Below are 20,874 nucleotides of genomic sequence, written 5' to 3' on the forward strand. Positions count from 1 at the left end.
AAAAACAGCCCAAAGAGGGCTGTTGGCTAACAAATCAGTCTCAACTTAAATCGCAAACAAGTCATTCAAGTTCTCAGCCAAAGTTGGGTGAGTGAAGATTTGTTTTGTGAAGTAAGTATAAGGGATTTTGTTGTCCATCGCAACAGTGATGATATTGATGATTTCTTGAGAGCCTTCTGAGAAGATGCTTGCACCAAGAATTTCTTTTGTTTCAGTATTGACAACAGCTTTGAAGGCACCGCGAAGATCTCCATTTACGTGACCACGAGGCATGGCAGCAACAGGGATTTCCTTCACTGCATATGGAAGTTTCAAATCTGCTGCTTGGCTTTCAGTCAAGCCAACTTGAGAAAGAGCTGGTGTGATGAACATGGTGTTTGGAACATTGAGACGGTCTTCAAGAGTGTAGCTACCATCTCCAGCAAGGTAGCTATAGACAACACGGAAGTCATCAAGTGAGATGTAGGTAAATTGAGGTCCACCGTTGACGTCTCCAACTGCGAAGACACCAGGAACGTTTGTTTGACAATGTTTGTCTACTTTAATAGCACCACGTTCAGTTAGTTCAATATCTGTATTTTCAAGTTGAAGTGGTTCTACGTTTGGTTTACGTCCAGTTGCGTAGAGAAGGGCATCGAAACGGTAAGTTTCGTTTTCAGTTACGACAAGGACTTGGTCACCGTCGTTTTTGATTTCAGTAGTACGGATGTTTTGAAGCAATTCAATACCGTCTTCTTCCATGTATTGTTTAGCAAGAGCTGCAATGGAAGGCTCTGCACGAGGTAGGAAAGCATCCAAGGCATCTAGGACTGTAACTTTGCTTCCAAGTTTGTTGTAAAGACCTGCAAATTCAAGACCGATATTTCCGCCACCAAGGACACCAAGTTTTTCTGGCAATTTGTCCAAGTTTTGGATACCTGTCGAGTCAAAGACATTCTTACTTGTAGCAAGTCCAGGGATTGGCAAGACGTTTGAAACGGCACCGGTATTGATAACGATAATTTCAGCAGTCAGTTCTTGTTTTTCATCACCTGCTTGGATTTCGATGACTTTATTTGAAAGGAAGTGAGCTTCCGCATCGAAGATATCTACACCTGTACCCGCAACAGTCGCATAGTTTTTACCGTTGAGGCGACTAGTGATGGTGTTCTTGGTAGCAATGACTTCTTCAAAAGACAAGTCTTTCTCAGCAGCAACTAATAAGGTTTTAGTTGGAATACAACCGATGTTGATACAAGTTCCACCGTACATAGCTTTGCTACGCTCAACCAGGGCAACTTTTTTGCCAGCTGAAGCCAATTTACCAGCTAGTGTCTTCCCAGCTTTACCAAATCCAATAACGATTAAATCATATGTTAACATTTATAGTCCTCCTATTCGATTTTCATTCTAGCACAAGAAAAAAACTTTTGCACAATTCTGCTACGAAAAAGACAGAAAAAGATAAAAACGCTTTCTGGACAAAAAACTAGTAATTTTTTGACAAGCTTGATAAACTAAAATCCTATCTATTTTTATATAAAATAGAATAAATGTTCGAAAATAGGGGGTTTTATGAAATCGAATCGTTATATTATTGCCTTTGCTGGGGTCATTTTACACTTAATGCTGGGTTCGACTTATGCTTGGAGTGTTTATCGCAACCCTATTATTGAAAAAACGGGATGGGATCAGGCTTCTGTTGCCTTTGCCTTTAGTCTAGCAATCTTTTGTTTGGGATTATCGGCTGCATTTATGGGGCGTTTGGTAGAAAAATTTGGTCCGAGAGTCATGGGGAGTCTATCTGCTTTTCTATACGCAGGTGGAAATATTTTAACAGGATTTGCAATAGACCGTCAGGAGCTGTGGTTGTTGTATCTCGCTTATGGTATTTTAGGTGGGCTTGGTTTGGGAGCAGGCTATATTACCCCTGTGTCAACGATTATAAAATGGTTTCCTGATAAACGTGGTCTCGCAACAGGTTTAGCGATTATGGGATTTGGTTTTGCTTCTTTATTGACTAGTCCCATAGCGCAACATCTCATCGCAGGGGTAGGGCTTGTAGAAACTTTTTATATTTTAGGTGCAAGTTACTTTATTATCATGCTCCTAGCTTCACAATTCATTAAGCGTCCATATGAGCAAGAGCTTGCAATTTTATCTGTTTCAGGGAAAGAAAAAACAGCCTCTTTGACGCAAGGAATGGCTGCGAATCAGGCCCTGAAAAGCAATCGGTTTTATATACTTTGGATTATTTTCTTTATCAACATAGCTTGTGGTTTAGGCTTAATTTCAGCGGCATCGCCAATGGCACAGGAGATGGCTGGCTTGTCCACAAGTCATGCAGCAGTAATGGTGGGCGTTTTAGGGATTTTCAATGGGTTTGGTCGTTTGCTCTGGGCGAGTTTATCTGACTATATCGGTCGCCCTCTAACCTTTAGTATATTACTGCTTGTCAATCTTTTCTTTTCTCTCTCACTTTGGCTCTTTACAGATTCCATTTTATTTGTAGTCGCTATGTCTATTTTGATGACTTGCTATGGAGCTGGTTTTTCATTGATTCCGGCTTATCTCAGTGATATTTTTGGAACCAAGGAATTGGCAGCTCTGCATGGGTATATTTTAACAGCTTGGGCAATGGCTGGTTTAGCAGGGCCTATTTTATTAGCAGAGACTTATAAAATAGCTCATTCTTACACACAAACCTTGTTCGTTTTTCTCATTTTATATAGTATAGCCTTGGCTTTGTCTTATTATCTAGGTCGTTCAATCAAAAAGGAAATCCAAAAACCGCTTACATGATTTTCCTTAAAGATTCTACTATCTTTTGCCCGGCTCTTGTGTTATACTAGATAGGTTGCAAAGAAACTAGTACTTTTCTTTCGTGGAAAAGAAGCAACACGGTATCTCTTTTTTGTAGAAGATACGTCATGAAAAGAAAAGTATAAACTAAAGCCCTATAGGGTGGCTTCGCACCACCTTTAGAAAGAAGAATAACGTGAAATTTAATGAATTTAACTTGTCTGCTGAATTGCTAGCAGAGATTGAAAAAGCTGGATTTGTAGAAGCCAGTCCCATCCAAGAACAGACCATTCCCTTGGCTCTCGAAGGAAAAGACGTTATCGGTCAAGCTCAGACTGGTACAGGAAAAACTGCAGCCTTTGGCTTGCCAACCCTTGAAAAAATCCGTACAGAAGAAGCGACTATCCAAGCCTTGGTCATCGCTCCAACTCGTGAACTCGCTGTCCAAAGTCAAGAAGAACTGTTCCGCTTTGGCCGTAGCAAAGGAGTGAAAGTTCGCTCAGTTTACGGTGGTTCCAGCATTGAAAAACAAATCAAGGCCCTTAAATCTGGTGCCCACATCGTGGTAGGAACACCAGGCCGTCTCTTGGACTTGATTAAACGCAAGGCCTTGAAATTACAAGACATTGAAACCCTGATCCTTGACGAAGCGGATGAAATGCTCAACATGGGCTTCCTTGAAGACATTGAAGCCATCATTTCCCGTGTCCCTGAAAATCGTCAAACCTTGCTCTTTTCAGCAACCATGCCAGATGCTATCAAACGTATCGGTGTTCAGTTTATGAAAGACCCTGAGCATGTGAAGATTGCTGCCAAGGAATTGACAACAGAGCTGGTGGATCAGTACTATATCCGTGTCAAGGAACAAGAGAAATTTGATACCATGACACGTCTTATGGATGTGGAACAACCAGAACTTGCTATTGTATTTGGTCGTACTAAACGCCGTGTAGATGAATTGACTCGTGGACTTAAAATTCGTGGCTTCCGTGCAGAAGGAATTCATGGTGACTTAGACCAAAATAAACGTCTTCGTGTCCTTCGTGATTTTAAAAATGGGAATCTTGATGTTTTGGTTGCGACAGACGTGGCAGCACGTGGTTTGGATATCTCAGGTGTGACCCATGTCTACAACTACGATATTCCACAAGATCCTGAAAGTTATGTTCACCGTATCGGCCGTACAGGTCGTGCTGGTAAGTCAGGTCAATCTATTACTTTCGTAGCACCAAATGAAATGGGCTACCTTCAAATCATCGAAAACTTGACTAAGAAACGCATGAAAGGCTTGAAACCAGCGACAGCAGAAGAAGCCTTCCAAGCTAAGAAACAAGTAGCTCTCAAGAAAATCGAACGTGATTTTGCGGATGAAACTATTCGTGGGAACTTTGAAAAATTTGCTAAAGATGCTCGTAAGTTAGCTGCTGAATTTAGTCCAGAAGAATTGGCTATGTATATCTTGAGCCTGACAGTCCAAGATCCAGACAGCCTGCCTGAAGTGGAGATTGCGCGTGAAAAACCACTGCCATTTAAACCATCAGGTAATGGATTCGGTGGCAAAGGTAAGGGAGGTCGTGGAGGCCGTCGTGGGGACGACCGTCGAGACCGTGATCGCCGTGGCAATGGTCGCCGTGATGATTTCAAGAAAGGCAGTCGTGGGAACGATCGTTTTGATAAAGACAGACGTTACCGTAATAAAGACAATAAAAAACCTCGCAACACTTCAAGCGAAAAGAAAACCGGCTTTGTTATTCGTAACAAAGGAGACAAATAGAAAAAAGCGATTCACAGTGTGAATCGCTTTTATATATAAGGAGACCGATAGTAAAAGAAGATGGTGATGGTAAAGGATAGGTGAAACGGAAAGGGATTTATCATGTCATCTTCTTATGATGTTATGATATCAAAAATAAAATAGGATGTCAATAAAAAAATCGCTTTTTTTTCTAAAATATTTTTGCTGTTCAAAATTGTAATTAAATAAGCAATTTTCAGATAATTATTGAAATAAAGACTTTTCTATGTTATAATGGAAGCGATTATATGCGAGGTAAAAAATGGCACATTTATTAGAAAAAACAAGAAAAATCACGTCTATTCTAAAGCGCTCTGAGGAGCAACTCCAAGATGAACTTCCTTACAATGCGATCACACGCCAGTTAGCAGATATTATTGATTGTAACGCTTGTATTGTGAATAACAAGGGACGTCTCTTGGGCTACTTTATGCGTTATAAGACCAATAATGACCGTGTAGAACAGTTCTTCCAAACCAAAACCTTCCCTGAGGTCTATGTACAAGGGGCAAACATGATTTACGACACGGAAGCAAATCTTCCTGTTGAACATGATTTGACTATTTTCCCTGTAGAGAGCCGTGCGGACTTTCCAGATGGTTTGACGACCATTGCTCCGATTCATGTATCAGGGATTCGCCTAGGTTCCTTGATTATTTGGCGCAATGATAAGAAATTTGAAGATGAGGATTTGATTCTTGTTGAGATTGCGAGCACGGTGGTAGGGATTCAACTCTTGAACTTCCAACGTGAAGAAGATGAGAAAAATATTCGCCGTCGTACGGCTGTTACCATGGCGGTCAATACCCTTTCCTATTCAGAACTTCGTGCCGTTTCAGCTATTTTAGCTGAGCTGGATGGAAATGAAGGACAGCTGACTGCGTCTGTTATTGCAGACCGTATTGGCATTACACGTTCAGTGATTGTCAATGCGCTTCGTAAACTGGAGTCAGCGGGAATTATTGAGAGTCGCTCATTAGGAATGAAGGGGACTTATCTCAAAGTTCTAATTGGTGATATTTTTGAGGAAGTGAAAAAGAGGGACTACTAATGGCAAAAGCTTTAATCTCGATCGACTATACAGAGGATTTCGTAGCAGATCATGGAAAGCTAACTGCTGGAGCACCCGCTCAAGCAATATCAAAAGCCATTGATCAGGCAACCAGATTAGCTTTTGATCGTGGAGACTATGTCTTTTTCACCATTGATGCTCATGAGGAGAAGGATACCTTCCACCCGGAAAGCAAGCTCTTTCCACCGCACAACATCATTGGGACTAGTGGCCGTAACCTCTATGGCCCCCTAGCTGATTTCTATGCGGAAAATAAGGACGATAGTCGCGTCTTTTGGATGGACAAGCGTCACTATTCAGCATTTTCAGGAACGGACCTCGATATTCGCCTGAGAGAACGTCGGGTTACTACAGTTATCTTGACGGGGGTTCTGACCGATATTTGTGTCCTTCATACGGCTATTGATGCCTACAATTTAGGTTATAACATTGAAGTTGTCAAACCTGCGGTTGCCTCTATCTGGCCAGAAAATCATCAGTTTGCTCTTGGGCATTTTAAGAACACATTGGGAGCAAAATTACTGGATGAAAATCTGTCTGAAATTAAAGAATGATTCCCTTGGAAAAATGAAAAAAATCTGAAAAAAGTGTTGACAAAGATTTTGAAAGTTGATATACTAGTAAAGTAATCGACGCGGGGATGGCGGAATTGGCAGACGCGCAGGACTAAGGATCCTGTGACCGCTTTAGGTCGTGAGGGTTCAAGTCCCTCTCTCCGCATAGGGTAAGAGTTAGCTTTAGCTAGCTCTTTTTGTTTTTTCAAGGAGGGCTAGAGCTGCAGTTCGACTATCGGAAGAGATTGGTATCAAGAACTGTCTTTTTATGAGAAAGCTTGCTATACTAAGGGTGAGAGAAAGGAATGTCAAATCATGTGTGTCGAATGTTATAGTGAGAAAAATCGTGTGACTCCCTTACTGAATCCTCAGGAATGTTTAAGAGAGCATAGGCAATATATTTGTAGCCATTGTGGTCGTTGTATCTGTATAGAGCATACGAAAAACGGTTTACATCGTTGGAATTTTCCGTTCAAATCGCTAGAAATTGCTAGCTATTATTTACGGGCGGCAGATTATAGTATGAAGACAAGCTGTGGCATTTACCAAATCAAGTCAAATAAAGGAAGGGTTTCATATAAGATTTTTGCCAACAGGGAAGCTTTAAAAGACTATCTCAAGAAGAATCCAGATAAAAGATGCGACAATTTGCAACCAAGCTTTTCTATCTCGCCTTATCAAGAATTTCCTCAAACACAAGTCAGGAAATTAAAAGTCGAAGAAATTGAAAAATACTTAGCTGAAAGATGATGCCCATCATATATAGAATGGAGTGGATTTTTGATTAGTAAATTATTTGTTTAAAAAGTTAGCGGATGCTAGCTTTTTTATTTTTTATAAAAAATAAATCAAAATTTTTTTCGATTTCATAAACATTTCATATTTGGGTTTTATAATGGTCTTACAAATATGGAGGTGACAAATGAATCCAATCCAAAGAGCTTGGGCTTATGTCAGCAGAAAACGACTGAGAAGTTTTATTTTATTTCTGATTTTATTTGTTCTTTTAGCAGGAATTTCAGCCTGTTTGACGCTGATGAAGTCCAACAAAACAGTAGAAAGCAATCTTTACAAATCTCTTAATACCTCTTTTTCTATTAAGAAGATAGAGAATGGTCAGACCTTCAAGTTATCGGATCTAGCATCAGTTAGCAAGATTAAGGGACTGGAAAATGTCTCTCCTGAACTCGAGACGGTCGCAAAACTAAAAGACAAGGAAGCAGTGAGTGGTGAGCAGAGCGTCGAACGTGATGACTTGTCAGCTGCGGACAAGAATTTGGTTAGCTTAACGGCTCTTGAGGATTCATCCAAGGATGTTACCTTCACCAGCTCAGCTTTCAATCTAAAAGAAGGGCGACACCTTCAAAAAGGGGATTCCAAGAAAATCCTGATCCACGAAGAGCTGGCTAAAAAGAACGGTCTTTCGCTTCATGACAAGATTCGCTTGGATGCTGGACAGTCAGAATCTGGAAAAGGACAGACAGTTGAGTTTGAAATTGTCGGCATCTTTTCTGGTAAAAAACAAGAGAAATTTACAGGCTTGTCTTCTGACTTCAGTGAAAACCAAGTCTTTACAGACTATGAAAGTAGCCAAACCCTTTTGGGAAATAGTGAACCTCAAGTTAGTGCAGCGCGCTTCTATGTAGAAAATCCTAAGGAAATGGATGGACTCATGAAGCAGGTGGAGAACTTGACCTTGGAAAATCAAGGCTACCAAGTCGAAAAGGAAAATAAGGCCTTTGAACAAATCAAAGACTCAGTGGCAACCTTCCAAACCTTCCTAACTATCTTCCTTTATGGGATGTTGATAGCTGGAGCTGGAGCCTTAATTTTGGTCTTGTCTCTCTGGTTGAGAGAAAGGGTCTACGAGGTAGGGATTTTACTGGCACTTGGAAAAGGCAAGAGCTCAATCTTCCTACAGTTCTGTTTAGAGGTGGTGTTGGTATCTCTTGGAGCTTTGCTTCCATCTTTTATTGCTGGGAAAGCCATTACATCCTATCTGCTACAAACTGTACTAGCAAGTGGAGATCAGGCAACCTTACAAGATACGCTAGCTAAAGCAAGCAGTCTATCAACCAGTCTCCTATCCTTTGCAGAATCCTATGTCTTTCTGCTCCTGATTGGTTGCTTGTCTGTAGCCCTTTGTTTCCTATTCTTATTTAGAAAATCACCTAAGGAAATTTTATCATCTATTAGTTAAGAAGGAGAAATCATGACTTTATTACAATTGCAAGATGTTACCTACCGTTATAAGAACACTGCTGAAGCAGTTTTATATCAGATCAAGTATAATTTTGAACCCGGAAAGTTTTATAGTATCATTGGTGAGTCAGGAGCAGGAAAATCCACTCTCTTGTCTCTACTGGCCGGTCTAGATAGTCCTGTTGAAGGTTCTATCCTTTTCCAAGGAGAGGACATTCGGAATAAGGGTTATTCCTACCATCGCATGCACCATATTTCCCTGGTCTTTCAAAATTATAACTTGATAGATTATCTTTCTCCGCTGGAAAATATCCGCTTGGTTAACAAAAAGGCCAGTAAGGATACTCTTCTTGAACTTGGTTTGGATGAAAGTCAGATCAAGCGGAACGTTCTCCAGTTATCAGGTGGTCAACAGCAACGTGTTGCTATTGCTCGCAGTTTGGTTTCAGAAGCTCCAGTCATTCTAGCTGATGAGCCAACAGGAAATCTGGACCCTAAAACTGCTGGAGATATTATCGAACTGCTCAAATCACTTGCCGAGAAAACAGGTAAATGTGTCATCGTCGTAACTCACAGTAAAGAAGTGGCACAAGCGTCAGATATTACACTTGAATTAAAGGATAAGAAACTGACTGAAACGCGCAATACTAGTAAATAATTTGAGCTTGTTTTGATAGAATTATGAAATCAAATCTAGAAAGGGAATCTATGTTACACAACGCATTTGCCTATGTTACAAGGAAGTTTTTCAAATCGATTGTCATCTTCCTGATTATTCTCCTCATGGCGAGCTTGAGTTTGGTCGGCTTGTCAATCAAGGGAGCTACTGCCAAGGCTTCTCAGGAGACCTTTAAAAATATCACCAATAGCTTCTCCATGCAAATCAATCGTCGCGTCAATCAAGGAACGCCTCGTGGTGCTGGGAATATCAAGGGTGAGGACATCAAAAAAATCACTGAAAACAAGGCCATCGAGTCTTATGTGAAACGTATCAACGCCATTGGAGATTTGACTGGATATGACCTGATTGAAACGCCAGAAACCAAGAAAAATCTCACCGCAGACCGTGCCAAACGGTTTGGAAGTAGTTTGATGATTACAGGTGTCAATGACTCCTCAAAAGAAGATAAGTTTGTCTCTGGCTCATATAAGCTGGTTGAAGGTGAGCACCTAACCAACGACGACAAGGATAAAATCCTCTTGCACAAGGACTTGGCAGCCAAACACGGCTGGAAAGTAGGGGACAAGGTTAAACTGGACTCTAATATCTACGATGCAGATAATGAAAAAGGAGCCAAGGAAACAGTTGAAGTGACAATCAAGGGACTCTTTGATGGTCATAATAAGTCAGCAGTAACCTACTCACAAGAACTTTACGAAAACACAGCTATTACAGACATTCACACTGCTGCAAAACTTTATGGATACACAGAAGACACAGCCATTTATGGGGACGCAACCTTCTTTGTAACAGCAGACAAGAACTTGGATGATGTTATGAAAGAGTTGAATGGCATCAGTGGTATCAACTGGAAGAGCTACACACTCGTCAAGAGCTCCTCTAACTACCCAGCTCTTGAGCAATCTATATCTGGTATGTACAAGATGGCCAACCTCCTCTTCTGGGGTAGCTTGAGCTTCTCAGTTCTCCTCCTTGCCCTCTTGCTCAGCCTTTGGATCAACGCCCGTCGCAAGGAAGTGGGAATTCTCCTCTCTATCGGCCTCAAGCAGGCAAGTATCTTGGGTCAATTCATCACCGAATCTATCTTGATTGCTATCCCTGCTCTAGTTTCTGCTTACTTCCTAGCTAATTACACTGCCCGTGCAATTGGAAACACTGTCCTTGCCAATGTGACTTCAGGTGTTGCCAAACAGGCTAGTAAGGCGGCTCAAGCCTCTAACCTTGGTGGTGGTGCAGAAGTAGATGGCTTTAGCAAGACCTTGTCGAGCCTAGACATTTCCATTCAGACATCAGACTTTATCATCATTTTTGTCCTTGCCTTGGTTCTAGTGGTTCTCGTTATGGCGCTTGCTTCAAGCAATCTCCTTAGAAAACAGCCAAAAGAGCTCTTGCTGGATGGTGAATAAATTTGAAAAAATGAGTCTGGAATAAAGATTGCATCTTGTGTTTCTATTCAAGAATAGTGGATAGGAATGGCTATTTAACAATTCAAAATAAATCCGAAAGCAGTGGTGAAAATCATTGCTTTCAGTTGTTTTCTTTGTACTTTATTGCTTAAATATAATATACTAAAGCTATGGAATTTATGAGAAAGGAATTTCACAACGTTTTATCTAGTGATCAGTTACTTACAGACAAAAGGCCAGCAAGAGACTATAATAGAAAATAGAGTAGGTATTTATTCTAAGAAAAATAAAAAATAGAGAGCAGTTAAAGTATGAAAATTTTAATTGTAGAAGATGAAGAGATGATCCGTGAGGGGATCAGTGACTATTTGACGGATTGTGGTTATGAAACCATTGAGGCAGCAGATGGACAGGAAGCTCTGGAAAAATTTTCCAGCTATGAAGTTGCTCTTGTACTACTGGATATCCAGATGCCCAAGCTTAATGGCCTAGAAGTCCTAGCGGAGATTCGTAAAAGCAGCCAGGTTCCTGTCTTGATGCTGACCGCCTTTCAGGATGAGGAATACAAGATGAGCGCCTTCGCTTCTCTAGCAGACGGTTATCTGGAAAAGCCCTTTTCTCTCTCCCTTTTAAAAGTAAGGGTGGACGCGATTTTCAAGCGCTACTACGATACAGGACGAGTCTTCTCTTATAAGGATACCAAGGTGGACTTTGAGAGTTACAGTGCAAGCCTCGCAGGTCAAGAAGTGGCCATTAATGCCAAAGAGTTGGAAATTCTGGACTATCTGGCGAAAAATGAAGGCCGGGCCTTGACTCGTTCTCAGATAATTGATGCGGTCTGGAAGGCGACAGATGAGGTTCCCTTTGACCGTGTCATTGATGTCTATATCAAAGAACTGCGGAAAAAGCTAGACTTGGATTGCATCCTCACTGTGCGCAATGTTGGTTATAAATTGGAGCGAAAATGAAACGAACAGGTTTATTTACAAAGATTTTTATCTATACCTTCTCGATTTTTAGTGTTCTGGTTATTTGTCTTCATTTAGCCATTTATTTTCTCTTTCCTTCGACTTATCTGAGCCATCGTCAGGAAACCATTGGCCAGAAAGCGACAGCTATTGCCCAGTCCCTAGAAGGAAAGGATAGGCAAAGTATCGAGCAAGTGTTGGATTTGTATTCCCAGAGCAGTGATATCAAAGGAGCTGTCAAGGGAGAAATGACCGAAGACAAGTTAGAAATCAAGGACAACCTTCCTCTGGACACGGATCGCCAGACCACTTCTCTCTTTATCGAGGAGCGTGAGGTGAAAACGCAAGATGGTAGCACCATGACTCTCCAGTTTTTAGCGTCCATGGATTTGCAAAAGGAAGCAGAGCAGATCAGTCTCCAATTTCTTCCCTATACTTTGTTGGCATCCTTTCTGATTTCCCTTTTGGTAGCATACATCTATGCTCGGACCATTGTTGCCCCGATTTTGGAAATCAAGCGGGTGACCCGTCGGATGATGGATTTGGATGCCCAAGTGCGATTGCGCGTGGATTCTAAGGATGAGATAGGTGATCTCAAGGAACAAATCAATAGCCTTTACCAGCATCTCTTGACTGTCATTGCGGACTTGCATGACAAGAATGAAGCTATTCTCCAGCTGGAGAAGATGAAGGTTGAGTTCCTACGAGGGGCTTCTCATGAATTGAAAACTCCACTAGCTAGCTTGAAAATCCTAATCGAAAATATGAAAGAAAATGTCGGTCGTTATAAGGATAGAGACCACTATCTTGGAGTTGCCTTGGGGATTGTGGATGACCTCAGTCACCACGTTCTCCAGATATTGTCTCTTTCTTCTGTTCAGGAATTGCGAGACGAGAAAGAAGAGGTTGATCTCTTTCAGATGACGCAAAGTCTGGTCAAGGATTATGCTTTGCTCGCCAAGGAGAGAGAACTTCAGGTGGACATTAGCCTAACCCATCAGCAGGCTTACATAAACCCATCTGTAATGAAACTAATCCTATCGAATCTCATCAGTAATGCTATCAAGCACTCCACTCCAGGTGGCTTGGTCCGTATCGGCGAGAGAGAAGGGGAGCTCTATATCGAGAATAGCTGTAGTCCTGAAGAACAAGAAAAGCTGGCACAGTCTTTTTCTGACAATGCTAGTCGCAAGGCCAAGGGTTCGGGGATGGGGATCTTTGTGGTCAAAAGTATGTTAGAACACGAGAAATTACCTTATCATTTTGAGATCCAGGATGCTCGATTGACCTTCTTCATACGTTATCCCAAAGTCACTCAGGACTAAGGAGAAGAAAGGGGTTACATTGATTGGATTGTAAGAAATTCAATCTAAAGTATGGGAAAAACTAGCTTTTTTTATCAAAAAGTGATAAAATGAACAATGTAAATGGGATGTCCCAAAAAATATATAGGAGGCCTGACAAATGGCAATCGTTTCAGCAGAAAAATTTGTCCAAGCAGCTCGTGACAACGGTTATGCAGTTGGTGGATTTAACACAAACAACCTTGAGTGGACTCAAGCTATCTTGCGCGCAGCAGAAGCTAAAAAAGCTCCAGTTTTGATCCAAACTTCAATGGGTGCTGCGAAATACATGGGTGGTTACAAAGTTGCTCGCAACTTGATCGCTAACCTTGTTGAGTCAATGGGTATCACTGTACCAGTAGCTATCCACCTTGACCACGGTCACTACGAAGATGCACTTGAGTGTATCGAAGTTGGTTACACTTCAATCATGTTTGACGGTTCACACCTTCCAGTTGAAGAAAACCTTAAATTGGCTAAAGACGTTGTTGAAAAAGCACACGCTAAAGGTATCTCAGTAGAAGCTGAAGTTGGTACAATCGGTGGTGAAGAAGACGGTATCATCGGTAAAGGTGAATTGGCTCCAATCGAAGACGCTAAAGCAATGGTTGCAACTGGTATTGACTTCTTGGCAGCTGGTATCGGTAACATCCACGGTCCTTACCCAGCAAACTGGGAAGGTCTTGACCTTGACCACTTGAAGAAATTGACAGAAGCTCTTCCAGGCTTCCCAATCGTATTGCACGGTGGTTCAGGTATTCCTGATGACCAAATCCAAGCAGCTATCAAACTTGGTGTTGCGAAAGTTAACGTTAACACTGAATGCCAAATCGCATTCGCTAACGCAACTCGTAAATTTGCTCGTGACTACGAAGCAAACGAAGCAGAATACGACAAGAAAAAACTCTTCGACCCACGTAAATTCTTGGCTGACGGTGTAAAAGCTATCCAAGCATCAGTTGAAGAACGTATCGACGTATTCGGTTCAGAAGGTAAAGCGTAATCTAGCTGAACATTACAGAAAGAACCTGCCCATTGGGTGGGTTTTTTGGTGTGGATAACATTAAAAAATCTTAATTTGATAGAAACTTACTCTATATTTCCATTCTTTACACGAACTAAAGTTATTATATTTGGTATAGATTTTATATTATCCTTTTGCTATAATTGAATTAACTAATTTGTAAGCGTCAGGGAGTTTATAGACAATTTCTGAAGTATTATTCAATATCATTAATTTAACTCTATACTAGAAGTTAAGGGAGCCAATGATTTTAAAAAATGGTTAGTAATAGTGGAGAGGTTATTATCAAGTATGAAAGAAAATATAATCAGTTTTTTTCAGTATTTTTTTTGGAAAAGAAAAATTAAAGAGGTTCATACTCACAGTGAGGATAGTGTTAGACGAGTATTTAGGTCTATTGCACAGAATGGATTTGATTATTATGGTGAGTCAGTACCTTATGGACGGGCTAAGTGGTTTATTGAGTCAGAACAAGAATTTTATAATGAATTCTCTAATACTGAATTTGAATATTTTGGTTATTCTCCGGTTAGAAGTTTAAAGGAAGAAGATTTCACAGAATATGGTTTACTCTTAACCCAGTATGGAATTTTCGAAAAAATGCAAATCAAAGATCAAGAAAGGTGTAACGTACAATTTTTCCCATTTTCCAATTTATGGAAAGTAGAGGTAGATGATAATGATCAGTTAGCATTTTACTACCCATATGGGATTATTAAACGTTTGAATGTCTCGAATAGTTTGAACTATGTTGTTAGAGAATTGAATGAATTGATTGCTTCTGGTTATACAAATGATGTACAAGTTGAAAATTTAAATACACAGTTATTAAAAATTGGTAAAAAGAATGTTAATTCAACTACCTTTAGAAGAGGAAGTGAAATAGGAATTATTTCCTGGATTTTATTAAGTGTTGGTGATAGATTGCATAAAGCTCAAATAAATGCAATGGTTAGTGCTCCATCTGGGCATGGTCATGCTGCCGAATATGCTAATAATGTAATTGATAGGATTAAATATCCTTTTCAAGATGTCAAACAAATTGGTCAAAACAATGCAAAAAACGGTGCAGATCGGCAAGTCGGAAATCAAAAGATTCAGACCAAATATTATGCAAGAGCAACTGGAACAGTTAACTCAGCTTTCGATTCTGAAAGTGGAATGTACAAATACAAAGGAATGCAATTAGAAGTTCCAAAAGATCAATATGATAAAGCAGTAGAGTTATTTGGAGAAAAAATTAGACAAGGAAAAGTTGAGGGAGTTAATAACCCAGAAGAAGCGAAAAATTATATCAGAAAGGGACATATTACCTATAGAGAGTCAAGATTGATAGCTCAAGGAGGAAATTTAACATCAATTAAATTTGATGCAATTGATGGAGCTATTAATTCATTACCAGGTGTAGGTATAAGCTTTGTTATTGTCTTTTCTCAGGCTAAATGGTCGGGTGCAGAAACCAAAGATGCAGCTCTAATGGCTGGTAAAGCAGGACTACGAACCCTAGCTATGGGAACTAGTATCTATGTTGCGTCACAGCAATTCGCAAAAATATTTACAAAACAAATTAATGATTTTTTTGGAAAAAAAATTACAGCTGAAGTGGTTGCAAGACGAGCTGCACCGGTGATATCGTTTGCAGTTATTATCACACCAGATATCTTTGATGCCCTATTAGGAAGAATTTCTTCACAACAGCTATTAAAAAATGTAGCAGTTGCTGGAGGTGGAATGCTTGCAGGTGCAGGTGCAGGTGCAGTTGGTGGTGCAATTGCTGGACCTTTTGGAGTAGCTGCAGGAGCAATTATTGGTGGTATTGCAGGAGGTTTTGGTGTAAAATTAATTGCTGATCAATTTATAGAAGATGATCGCGTGGAAATGTTTGCTCAATTAAAAGAAGAATTTATTGATCTTGTGATGGTAATTTCTTTATCTCAGGAAGAATTTAATAAAATACAAGAAGCTGTCTTTAATGAACATTTAGAAGGTTTATTAAAAAATATGTTCCAGAAAAAAGAGAACAGTCGAAATTTTGCTAAAGAATTTGTTGAGGAAAAAATTAAATCTGTCATAAAAGATAGAAAACGAGTTGAATTGAAGGAAATTATTGAGGCTGTTCAAGTAATAAATGATGTTCAAGACTCATCGGAATCAGGATGGAAACAAAATGATGGTGCTTGGTACTATCTAAATAATAGCAGCTCTTTAGCAAGGGGGTGGATTCAAGATAATGAACATTGGTACTATCTAAGTGATGATGGAGTCCTTGTAACAGGTTGGTTTAAGTATAATGATGTCTGGTATTACTTGAAAGATAATGGATCTATGGCGACAGGTTGGATTCAAGATTCAGGGAAATGGTATTATTTAAATGAAGACGGATCAATGGTAACTGGTTGGTTCCAAATTGGCGAAAAATGGTATTATTTATATTCTTCAGGAGAACTCGCAGTTAGCACTACAATAGACGGGTATAGAGTTAATGAAAATGGAGAATGTATTGATTAAATTGAAAATTTGAGGTAAAATCATTTTTAATACAAACCTGCCCTTCTGGGCAGGTTTTCTTTGTATTATAAGGAAACGATTAAACCAGAATTTTTGATTAAAAGTATTATTTTAAGAGTGAAATCTCTAATTTCATAATCTGTAGGCAAACGCTTGCATTCTATTTTTTATTGGAGTATAATAGGTTGGTATAAAGCCTTCTGTAATAATATTGAGAAGGTGTAGAAAGTAAGGATTTAGATATTTGTAGTCAAAAATACAATGTTGCTATTCCTTGCGATAGGGAGAGATTTATGGCAATGATAGAAGTGGAACATCTTCAGAAAAATTTGTGAAGACAGTAAAGGAACCAGGTTTGAAGGGAGCTTTGCGCTCCTTTATTCATCCTGAAAAGCAGACCTTTGAAGCGGTCAAGGATTTGACCTTTGAGGTTCCCAAGGGGCAGATTCTAGGGTTTATCGGCGCAAATGGTGCTGGGAAGTCGACAACCATCAAAATGCTGACAGGGATTTTGAAACCGACATCTGGTTTTTGTCGGATTAACGGCAAGATTCCGCAGGACAATCGTCAAGACTATGTCAAGGATATTGGGGTGGTCTTTGGTCAACGTACTCAGCTATGGTGGGATTTGGCTCTGCAAGAGACCTACACGGTCTTAAAAGAGATTTACGATGTGCCAGACTCGCTCTTCCATAAGCGCATGGACTTTTTGAATGAAGTCTTGGATTTGAAGGAATTTATCAAGGACCCTGTGCGGACTCTTTCACTTGGTCAACGGATGCGGGCAGATATTGCGGCTTCCTTGCTCCACAATCCTAAGGTTCTCTTTTTAGATGAGCCGACCATTGGTTTGGATGTTTCGGTCAAGGACAATATTCGTCGGGCCATTACTCAAATTAATCAGGAAGAAGAGACTACCATTCTCTTAACCACTCATGACCTGAGTGATATTGAGCAGCTCTGTGATCGGATTTTCATGATTGACAAGGGACAGGAGATTTTTGATGGAACGGTGAGTCAGCTCAAGGAGACCTTTGGCAAGATGAAGACACTTTCCTTTGAACTGGTACCAGGTCAAAGTCACCTCGTCTCTCACTATGAAGATTTTTCGGATATGACCATTGATAGACAAGGAAACAGTCTCAATATTGAATTCGATAGTTCCCGCTACCAGTCGGCTGATATTATCAAGCAAACCCTGTCTGATTTTGAAATCCGCGATTTGAAGATGGTAGATACGGATATTGAGGATATTATCCGTCGCTTCTATCGAAAGGAGCTCTAAGATGGTCAAATTGTGGAGACGTTATAAACCCTTTATCAATGCAGGTGTTCAGGAGTTGATTACCTATCGAGTCAACTTTATTCTCTATCGGATTGGTGATGTTATGGGGGCTTTTGTCGCCTTCTATCTCTGGAAGGCGGTCTTTGATTCCTCGCAGGAGTCCTTGATTCAAGGCTTTAGTATGGCAGATATCACCCTCTACATCATCATGAGTTTTGTGACTAATCTTCTGACCAGGTCGGATTCGTCCTTTATGATTGGGGAGGAGGTCAAGGATGGTTCCATTATCATGCGCTTGTTGCGACCAGTGCATTTTGCGGCTTCTTACCTCTTTACCGAGCTTGGATCCAAGTGGTTGATTTTTATCTCTGTTGGACTGCCATTTTTAAGTGTGATTGTTTTGATGAAAGTCTTATCGGGGCAAGGGATTGTAGAAGTGCTGGGCTTAACTGTTATTTATCTCTTTAGCTTAACCCTAGCCTACCTGATTAATTTTTTCTTTAATATCTGTTTTGGTTTTTCAGCCTTTGTATTTAAAAATCTATGGGGTTCCAATCTACTCAAGACCTCCATAGTTGCCTTTATGTCTGGAAGTTTGATTCCCTTGGCTTTCTTTCCTAAAATCGTTTCAGATATTCTGTCCTTCTTGCCTTTTTCATCCTTGATCTACACCCCAGTCATGATCATTGTTGGGAAATACGATGCCAGTCAGATTCTTCAGGCGCTCGCTTTGCAGTTCTTCTGGCTCTTAGTGATGGTGGGCTTGTCTCAGTTGATTTGGAAACGAGTCCAGTCCTTTATCACCATTCAAGGAGGTTAGTATGAAAAAATATCAGCGTATGCATCTGATTTTTATCAGACAATACATCAAGCAAATCATGGAATACAAGGTCGATTTTGTGGTTGGTGTCTTGGGAGTTTTTCTGACTCAAGGCCTGAACCTCTTGTTTCTCAATGTCATCTTTCAACATATTCCATCCCTAGAAGGTTGGACCTTTCAAGAAATTGCATTTATTTATGGTTTCTCCTTGATTCCCAAGGGTTTGGACCATCTCTTTTTTGACAATCTCTGGGCTCTGGGGCAACGTTTGGTGCGAAAAGGAGAGTTTGACAAGTACCTGACGCGTCCTATCAATCCGCTCTTCCATATCCTCGTTGAGACCTTTCAGATTGATGCCTTGGGCGAACTCTTGGTCGGTGGTATCCTACTGGGAACAACAGTGATTAGCATTGCTTGGACTCTTCCAAAATTCCTGATTTTCTTAGTTTGCATTCCTTTTGCGACCTTGATCTATACTTCCTTGAAAATCGCGACTGCCAGTATCGCTTTTTGGACCAAGCAGTCAGGTGCCATGATTTACATTTTCTATATGTTTAATGACTTTGCCAAGTACCCGATTTCCATTTACAATTCGCTCCTTCGTTGGTTGATTAGCTTTATCGTGCCTTTCGCCTTTACGGCCTACTATCCTGCCAGCTATTTCTTGCAGGACAAAGACGGGCTCTTTAACATTGGTGGGTTGATTTTGATTTCCCTTGTCTTCTTTGTCATTTCTTTGAAACTATGGGACAAGGGCTTGGATGCCTACGAAAGTGCGGGTTCGTAAGAGATAAAATAGAATGAGAGTTAAAAATTAAATATGTTACAAACAACCGTTGAAAATTAGGCTCTTTGTCAACTGTAGTGGGTTGATGAAAAGCTAAGATCTAGAAAGGACGAAATTCGTCCTTTCTTTTTTGATATTCAGAGCGATAAAAATCCGTTTTTTGAAGTTTTCAAAGTTCCGAAATCCAAAGGCATTGCGTTTGATGAGTTTAATGAGATTATTTGTTGCTTCTAATTTGGCGTTGGAGTAGGGTAGTTGAAGGGCGTTGACAATCTTTTCTTTGTCCTTTAGGAAGGTTTTAAAGACAGTCTGAAAAAGAGGATGAACCTGCCTAAGATTGTCCTCAATAAGTCCGAAGAATTTGTCTGGCTCCTTGTTCTGAAAGTGAAAAAGTAAGAGTTGATAGAGATGGTAGTGGTGTTTCAACTCTTCTGAATAGCTCAAAAGCTTGTCTAGAATCTCTTTATTCGTTAAGTGCATACGAAAAGTAGGGCGATAAAAACGTTTATCACTCAGTTTACGACTATCCTGCTGGATGAGCTTCCAGTAGCGTTTGATAGCCTTGTATTCATGAGATTTTCGCTCAAATTGATTCATGATTTGGACACGAACACGACTCATAGCACGGCTTAAGTGTTGTACAATGTGAAATCGATCTAGAACGATTTTAGCACATGGAAAAAGCTGTTTAGCCAAGGCATAATAAGGACTAAACATATCCATAGTAATGATTTTCACCTGACAACGAACGACTCTATCGTAGCGCAGAAAGTGATTTCGGATGATAGCTTGTGTTCTACCTTCAAGAACGGTGATAATGTTGAGATTATCAAAGTCTTGTGCAATGAAACTCATTTTTCCCTTTGTAAAGGCATACTCGTCCCAGGACATAATCTCAGGAAGATGAGAAAAATCATGCTTAAAACGGAAGTCATTGAGTTTTCGAATGACAGTTGAAGTTGAAATGGAAAGCTGATGTGCAATATCGGTCATAGAAGTCTTTTCAATCAGCTTATGAGCAATTTTTTGGTTGATGATACGAGGGATTTGATGATTTTTCTTTACTAGAGGAGTCTCAGCGACCGCTATTTTCGAGCACTGGTAGCACTTAAAACGACGCTTTCTAAGGAGAATTCTAGTAGGCATACCAGTCGTTTCGAGGTAAGGAATTTTCGACGGTTTTTGGAAGTCATATTTCTTCATTTGACTTCCGCAATCAGGGCAAGATGGTGCCTCATAATCTAGTTTAGCGATGATTTCTTTGTGAGTATTCCTATTGATGATATCCATAAATTTGATATTAGGGTCTTTGATATCGAGTAGTTTTGTGATAAAATGTAATTGTTCCATATGAATCTTTCTAATGAGTTGTTTGATCGCTTTTTATTATAGATCTTATGGGACTTTTTTTCTACAACAAAATAGGCTCCATAATATCTATAAGGGATTTACCCACTACAAATATTATAGAGCCGAAAATTATAGCGGTTGTTTTTATATATTTATTGATGCATAAATTGTATCCATACCCCATTTTTGTAATTTTGGTAGTTATTCCAGTTAATTGATAATATTTTTGATGGTAGGAATGAGTTTATATTGTAGCCAGTTAACTATAATATTTATTGACTAGACTATTTGTTAACA

17 protein-coding genes, 1 tRNA gene and 1 pseudogene are annotated in these 20,874 nt (G+C 39.9%); 17 read left to right on the plus strand and 2 right to left on the minus strand.

The features are described 5' to 3' along the window. Positions 1-45: 45 nt before the first annotated feature. Positions 46-1,362, minus strand: a complete 1,317-nt coding sequence (locus ACIY19_RS06235; RefSeq protein WP_409002970.1) for an FAD-containing oxidoreductase — start codon at positions 1,360-1,362, stop codon at positions 46-48. Positions 1,363-1,554: 192 nt separating this feature from the next. Here ACIY19_RS06235 and ACIY19_RS06240 point away from each other — a divergent pair, with 192 nt between their 5' ends. The 17 genes and pseudogenes from ACIY19_RS06240 (at position 1,555) to ACIY19_RS06320 (ending at position 19,227) form a co-directional block, all read left to right on the plus strand. Continuing rightward, a complete protein-coding gene (locus tag ACIY19_RS06240; protein ID WP_409002971.1) occupies positions 1,555-2,781 on the plus strand; it encodes an OFA family MFS transporter in 1,227 nt (408 codons plus the stop codon). Between the two features lie 196 nt (positions 2,782-2,977). After that, positions 2,978-4,555: a DEAD/DEAH box helicase gene (locus ACIY19_RS06245; protein WP_049479576.1), complete on the plus strand. Its 1,578-nt coding sequence runs from the start codon at positions 2,978-2,980 to the stop codon at positions 4,553-4,555. A 283-nt stretch (positions 4,556-4,838) separates the two neighbouring features. Next, positions 4,839-5,627, plus strand: a complete 789-nt coding sequence (codY, locus tag ACIY19_RS06250; RefSeq protein ID WP_000940725.1) for a GTP-sensing pleiotropic transcriptional regulator CodY — start codon at positions 4,839-4,841, stop codon at positions 5,625-5,627. Beyond that, a complete protein-coding gene (locus ACIY19_RS06255; RefSeq protein WP_409002972.1) occupies positions 5,627-6,202 on the plus strand; it encodes a cysteine hydrolase family protein in 576 nt (191 codons plus the stop codon). Before codY ends, ACIY19_RS06255 begins: the two co-directional genes overlap by 1 nt. An 80-nt stretch (positions 6,203-6,282) precedes the next feature. After that, a tRNA-Leu gene (locus ACIY19_RS06260) sits at positions 6,283-6,368 on the plus strand. A gap of 149 nt (positions 6,369-6,517) precedes the next feature. Then, entirely contained in the window at positions 6,518-6,952 is a 435-nt protein-coding gene (locus ACIY19_RS06265) for a hypothetical protein (RefSeq protein WP_409002973.1), read from the plus strand. Positions 6,953-7,124: 172 nt separating this feature from the next. After that, a complete protein-coding gene (locus ACIY19_RS06270; protein ID WP_409002974.1) occupies positions 7,125-8,402 on the plus strand; it encodes an ABC transporter permease in 1,278 nt (425 codons plus the stop codon). A 12-nt stretch (positions 8,403-8,414) separates the two neighbouring features. Continuing rightward, a complete protein-coding gene (vex2, locus tag ACIY19_RS06275; RefSeq protein ID WP_084971582.1) occupies positions 8,415-9,062 on the plus strand; it encodes an ABC transporter ATP-binding subunit Vex2 in 648 nt (215 codons plus the stop codon). Between the two features lie 50 nt (positions 9,063-9,112). Beyond that, positions 9,113-10,492 carry an ABC transporter permease subunit Vex3 gene (gene vex3 / locus ACIY19_RS06280; RefSeq protein WP_000902984.1) on the plus strand — a complete coding sequence of 460 codons (1,380 nt, stop codon included), beginning with the start codon at positions 9,113-9,115 and terminating at the stop codon, positions 10,490-10,492. A 179-nt stretch (positions 10,493-10,671) separates the two neighbouring features. After that, complete coding sequence (gene pep27 / locus ACIY19_RS06285; protein ID WP_198523890.1) at positions 10,672-10,755, plus strand: putative autolysis signal peptide Pep27; 84 nt, start codon at positions 10,672-10,674, stop codon at positions 10,753-10,755. A gap of 48 nt (positions 10,756-10,803) precedes the next feature. After that, the gene (vncR, locus tag ACIY19_RS06290; RefSeq protein ID WP_409002975.1) at positions 10,804-11,460 is read left to right on the plus strand and encodes a response regulator transcription factor VncR; all 657 of its coding nucleotides are present in this window, start codon (positions 10,804-10,806) and stop codon (positions 11,458-11,460) included. After that, on the plus strand, positions 11,457-12,785 hold the full coding sequence (gene vncS, locus ACIY19_RS06295) for a sensor histidine kinase VncS (protein WP_409002976.1): 1,329 nt from the start codon (positions 11,457-11,459) through the stop codon (positions 12,783-12,785). Before vncR ends, vncS begins: the two co-directional genes overlap by 4 nt. A gap of 139 nt (positions 12,786-12,924) precedes the next feature. Continuing rightward, complete coding sequence (locus ACIY19_RS06300; RefSeq protein WP_001018995.1) at positions 12,925-13,806, plus strand: class II fructose-bisphosphate aldolase; 882 nt, start codon at positions 12,925-12,927, stop codon at positions 13,804-13,806. A gap of 312 nt (positions 13,807-14,118) precedes the next feature. Beyond that, positions 14,119-16,335, plus strand: a complete 2,217-nt coding sequence (locus ACIY19_RS06305; RefSeq protein ID WP_200370240.1) for an N-acetylmuramoyl-L-alanine amidase family protein — start codon at positions 14,119-14,121, stop codon at positions 16,333-16,335. A 293-nt stretch (positions 16,336-16,628) separates the two neighbouring features. After that, positions 16,629-17,620 (plus strand): annotated as a pseudogene (locus ACIY19_RS06310) (ATP-binding cassette domain-containing protein). A gap of 1 nt (position 17,621) precedes the next feature. After that, positions 17,622-18,440, plus strand: a complete 819-nt coding sequence (locus ACIY19_RS06315; protein WP_409002977.1) for an ABC transporter permease — start codon at positions 17,622-17,624, stop codon at positions 18,438-18,440. 1 nt (position 18,441) lies between these two features. After that, entirely contained in the window at positions 18,442-19,227 is a 786-nt protein-coding gene (locus ACIY19_RS06320) for an ABC transporter permease (protein ID WP_409002978.1), read from the plus strand. Positions 19,228-19,320: 93 nt separating this feature from the next. On the opposite strand, the gene ACIY19_RS06325 is transcribed toward ACIY19_RS06320, so the two are convergent. Continuing rightward, positions 19,321-20,577 (minus strand): ISL3 family transposase, encoded by a 1,257-nt coding sequence (locus tag ACIY19_RS06325; RefSeq protein ID WP_409002979.1) that lies wholly within the window; start codon positions 20,575-20,577, stop codon positions 19,321-19,323. Positions 20,578-20,874: the final 297 nt, after the last annotated feature.

Source organism: Streptococcus sp. ST14 (assembly GCF_046098195.1).
In the GTDB taxonomy this organism is placed as follows: domain Bacteria; phylum Bacillota; class Bacilli; order Lactobacillales; family Streptococcaceae; genus Streptococcus.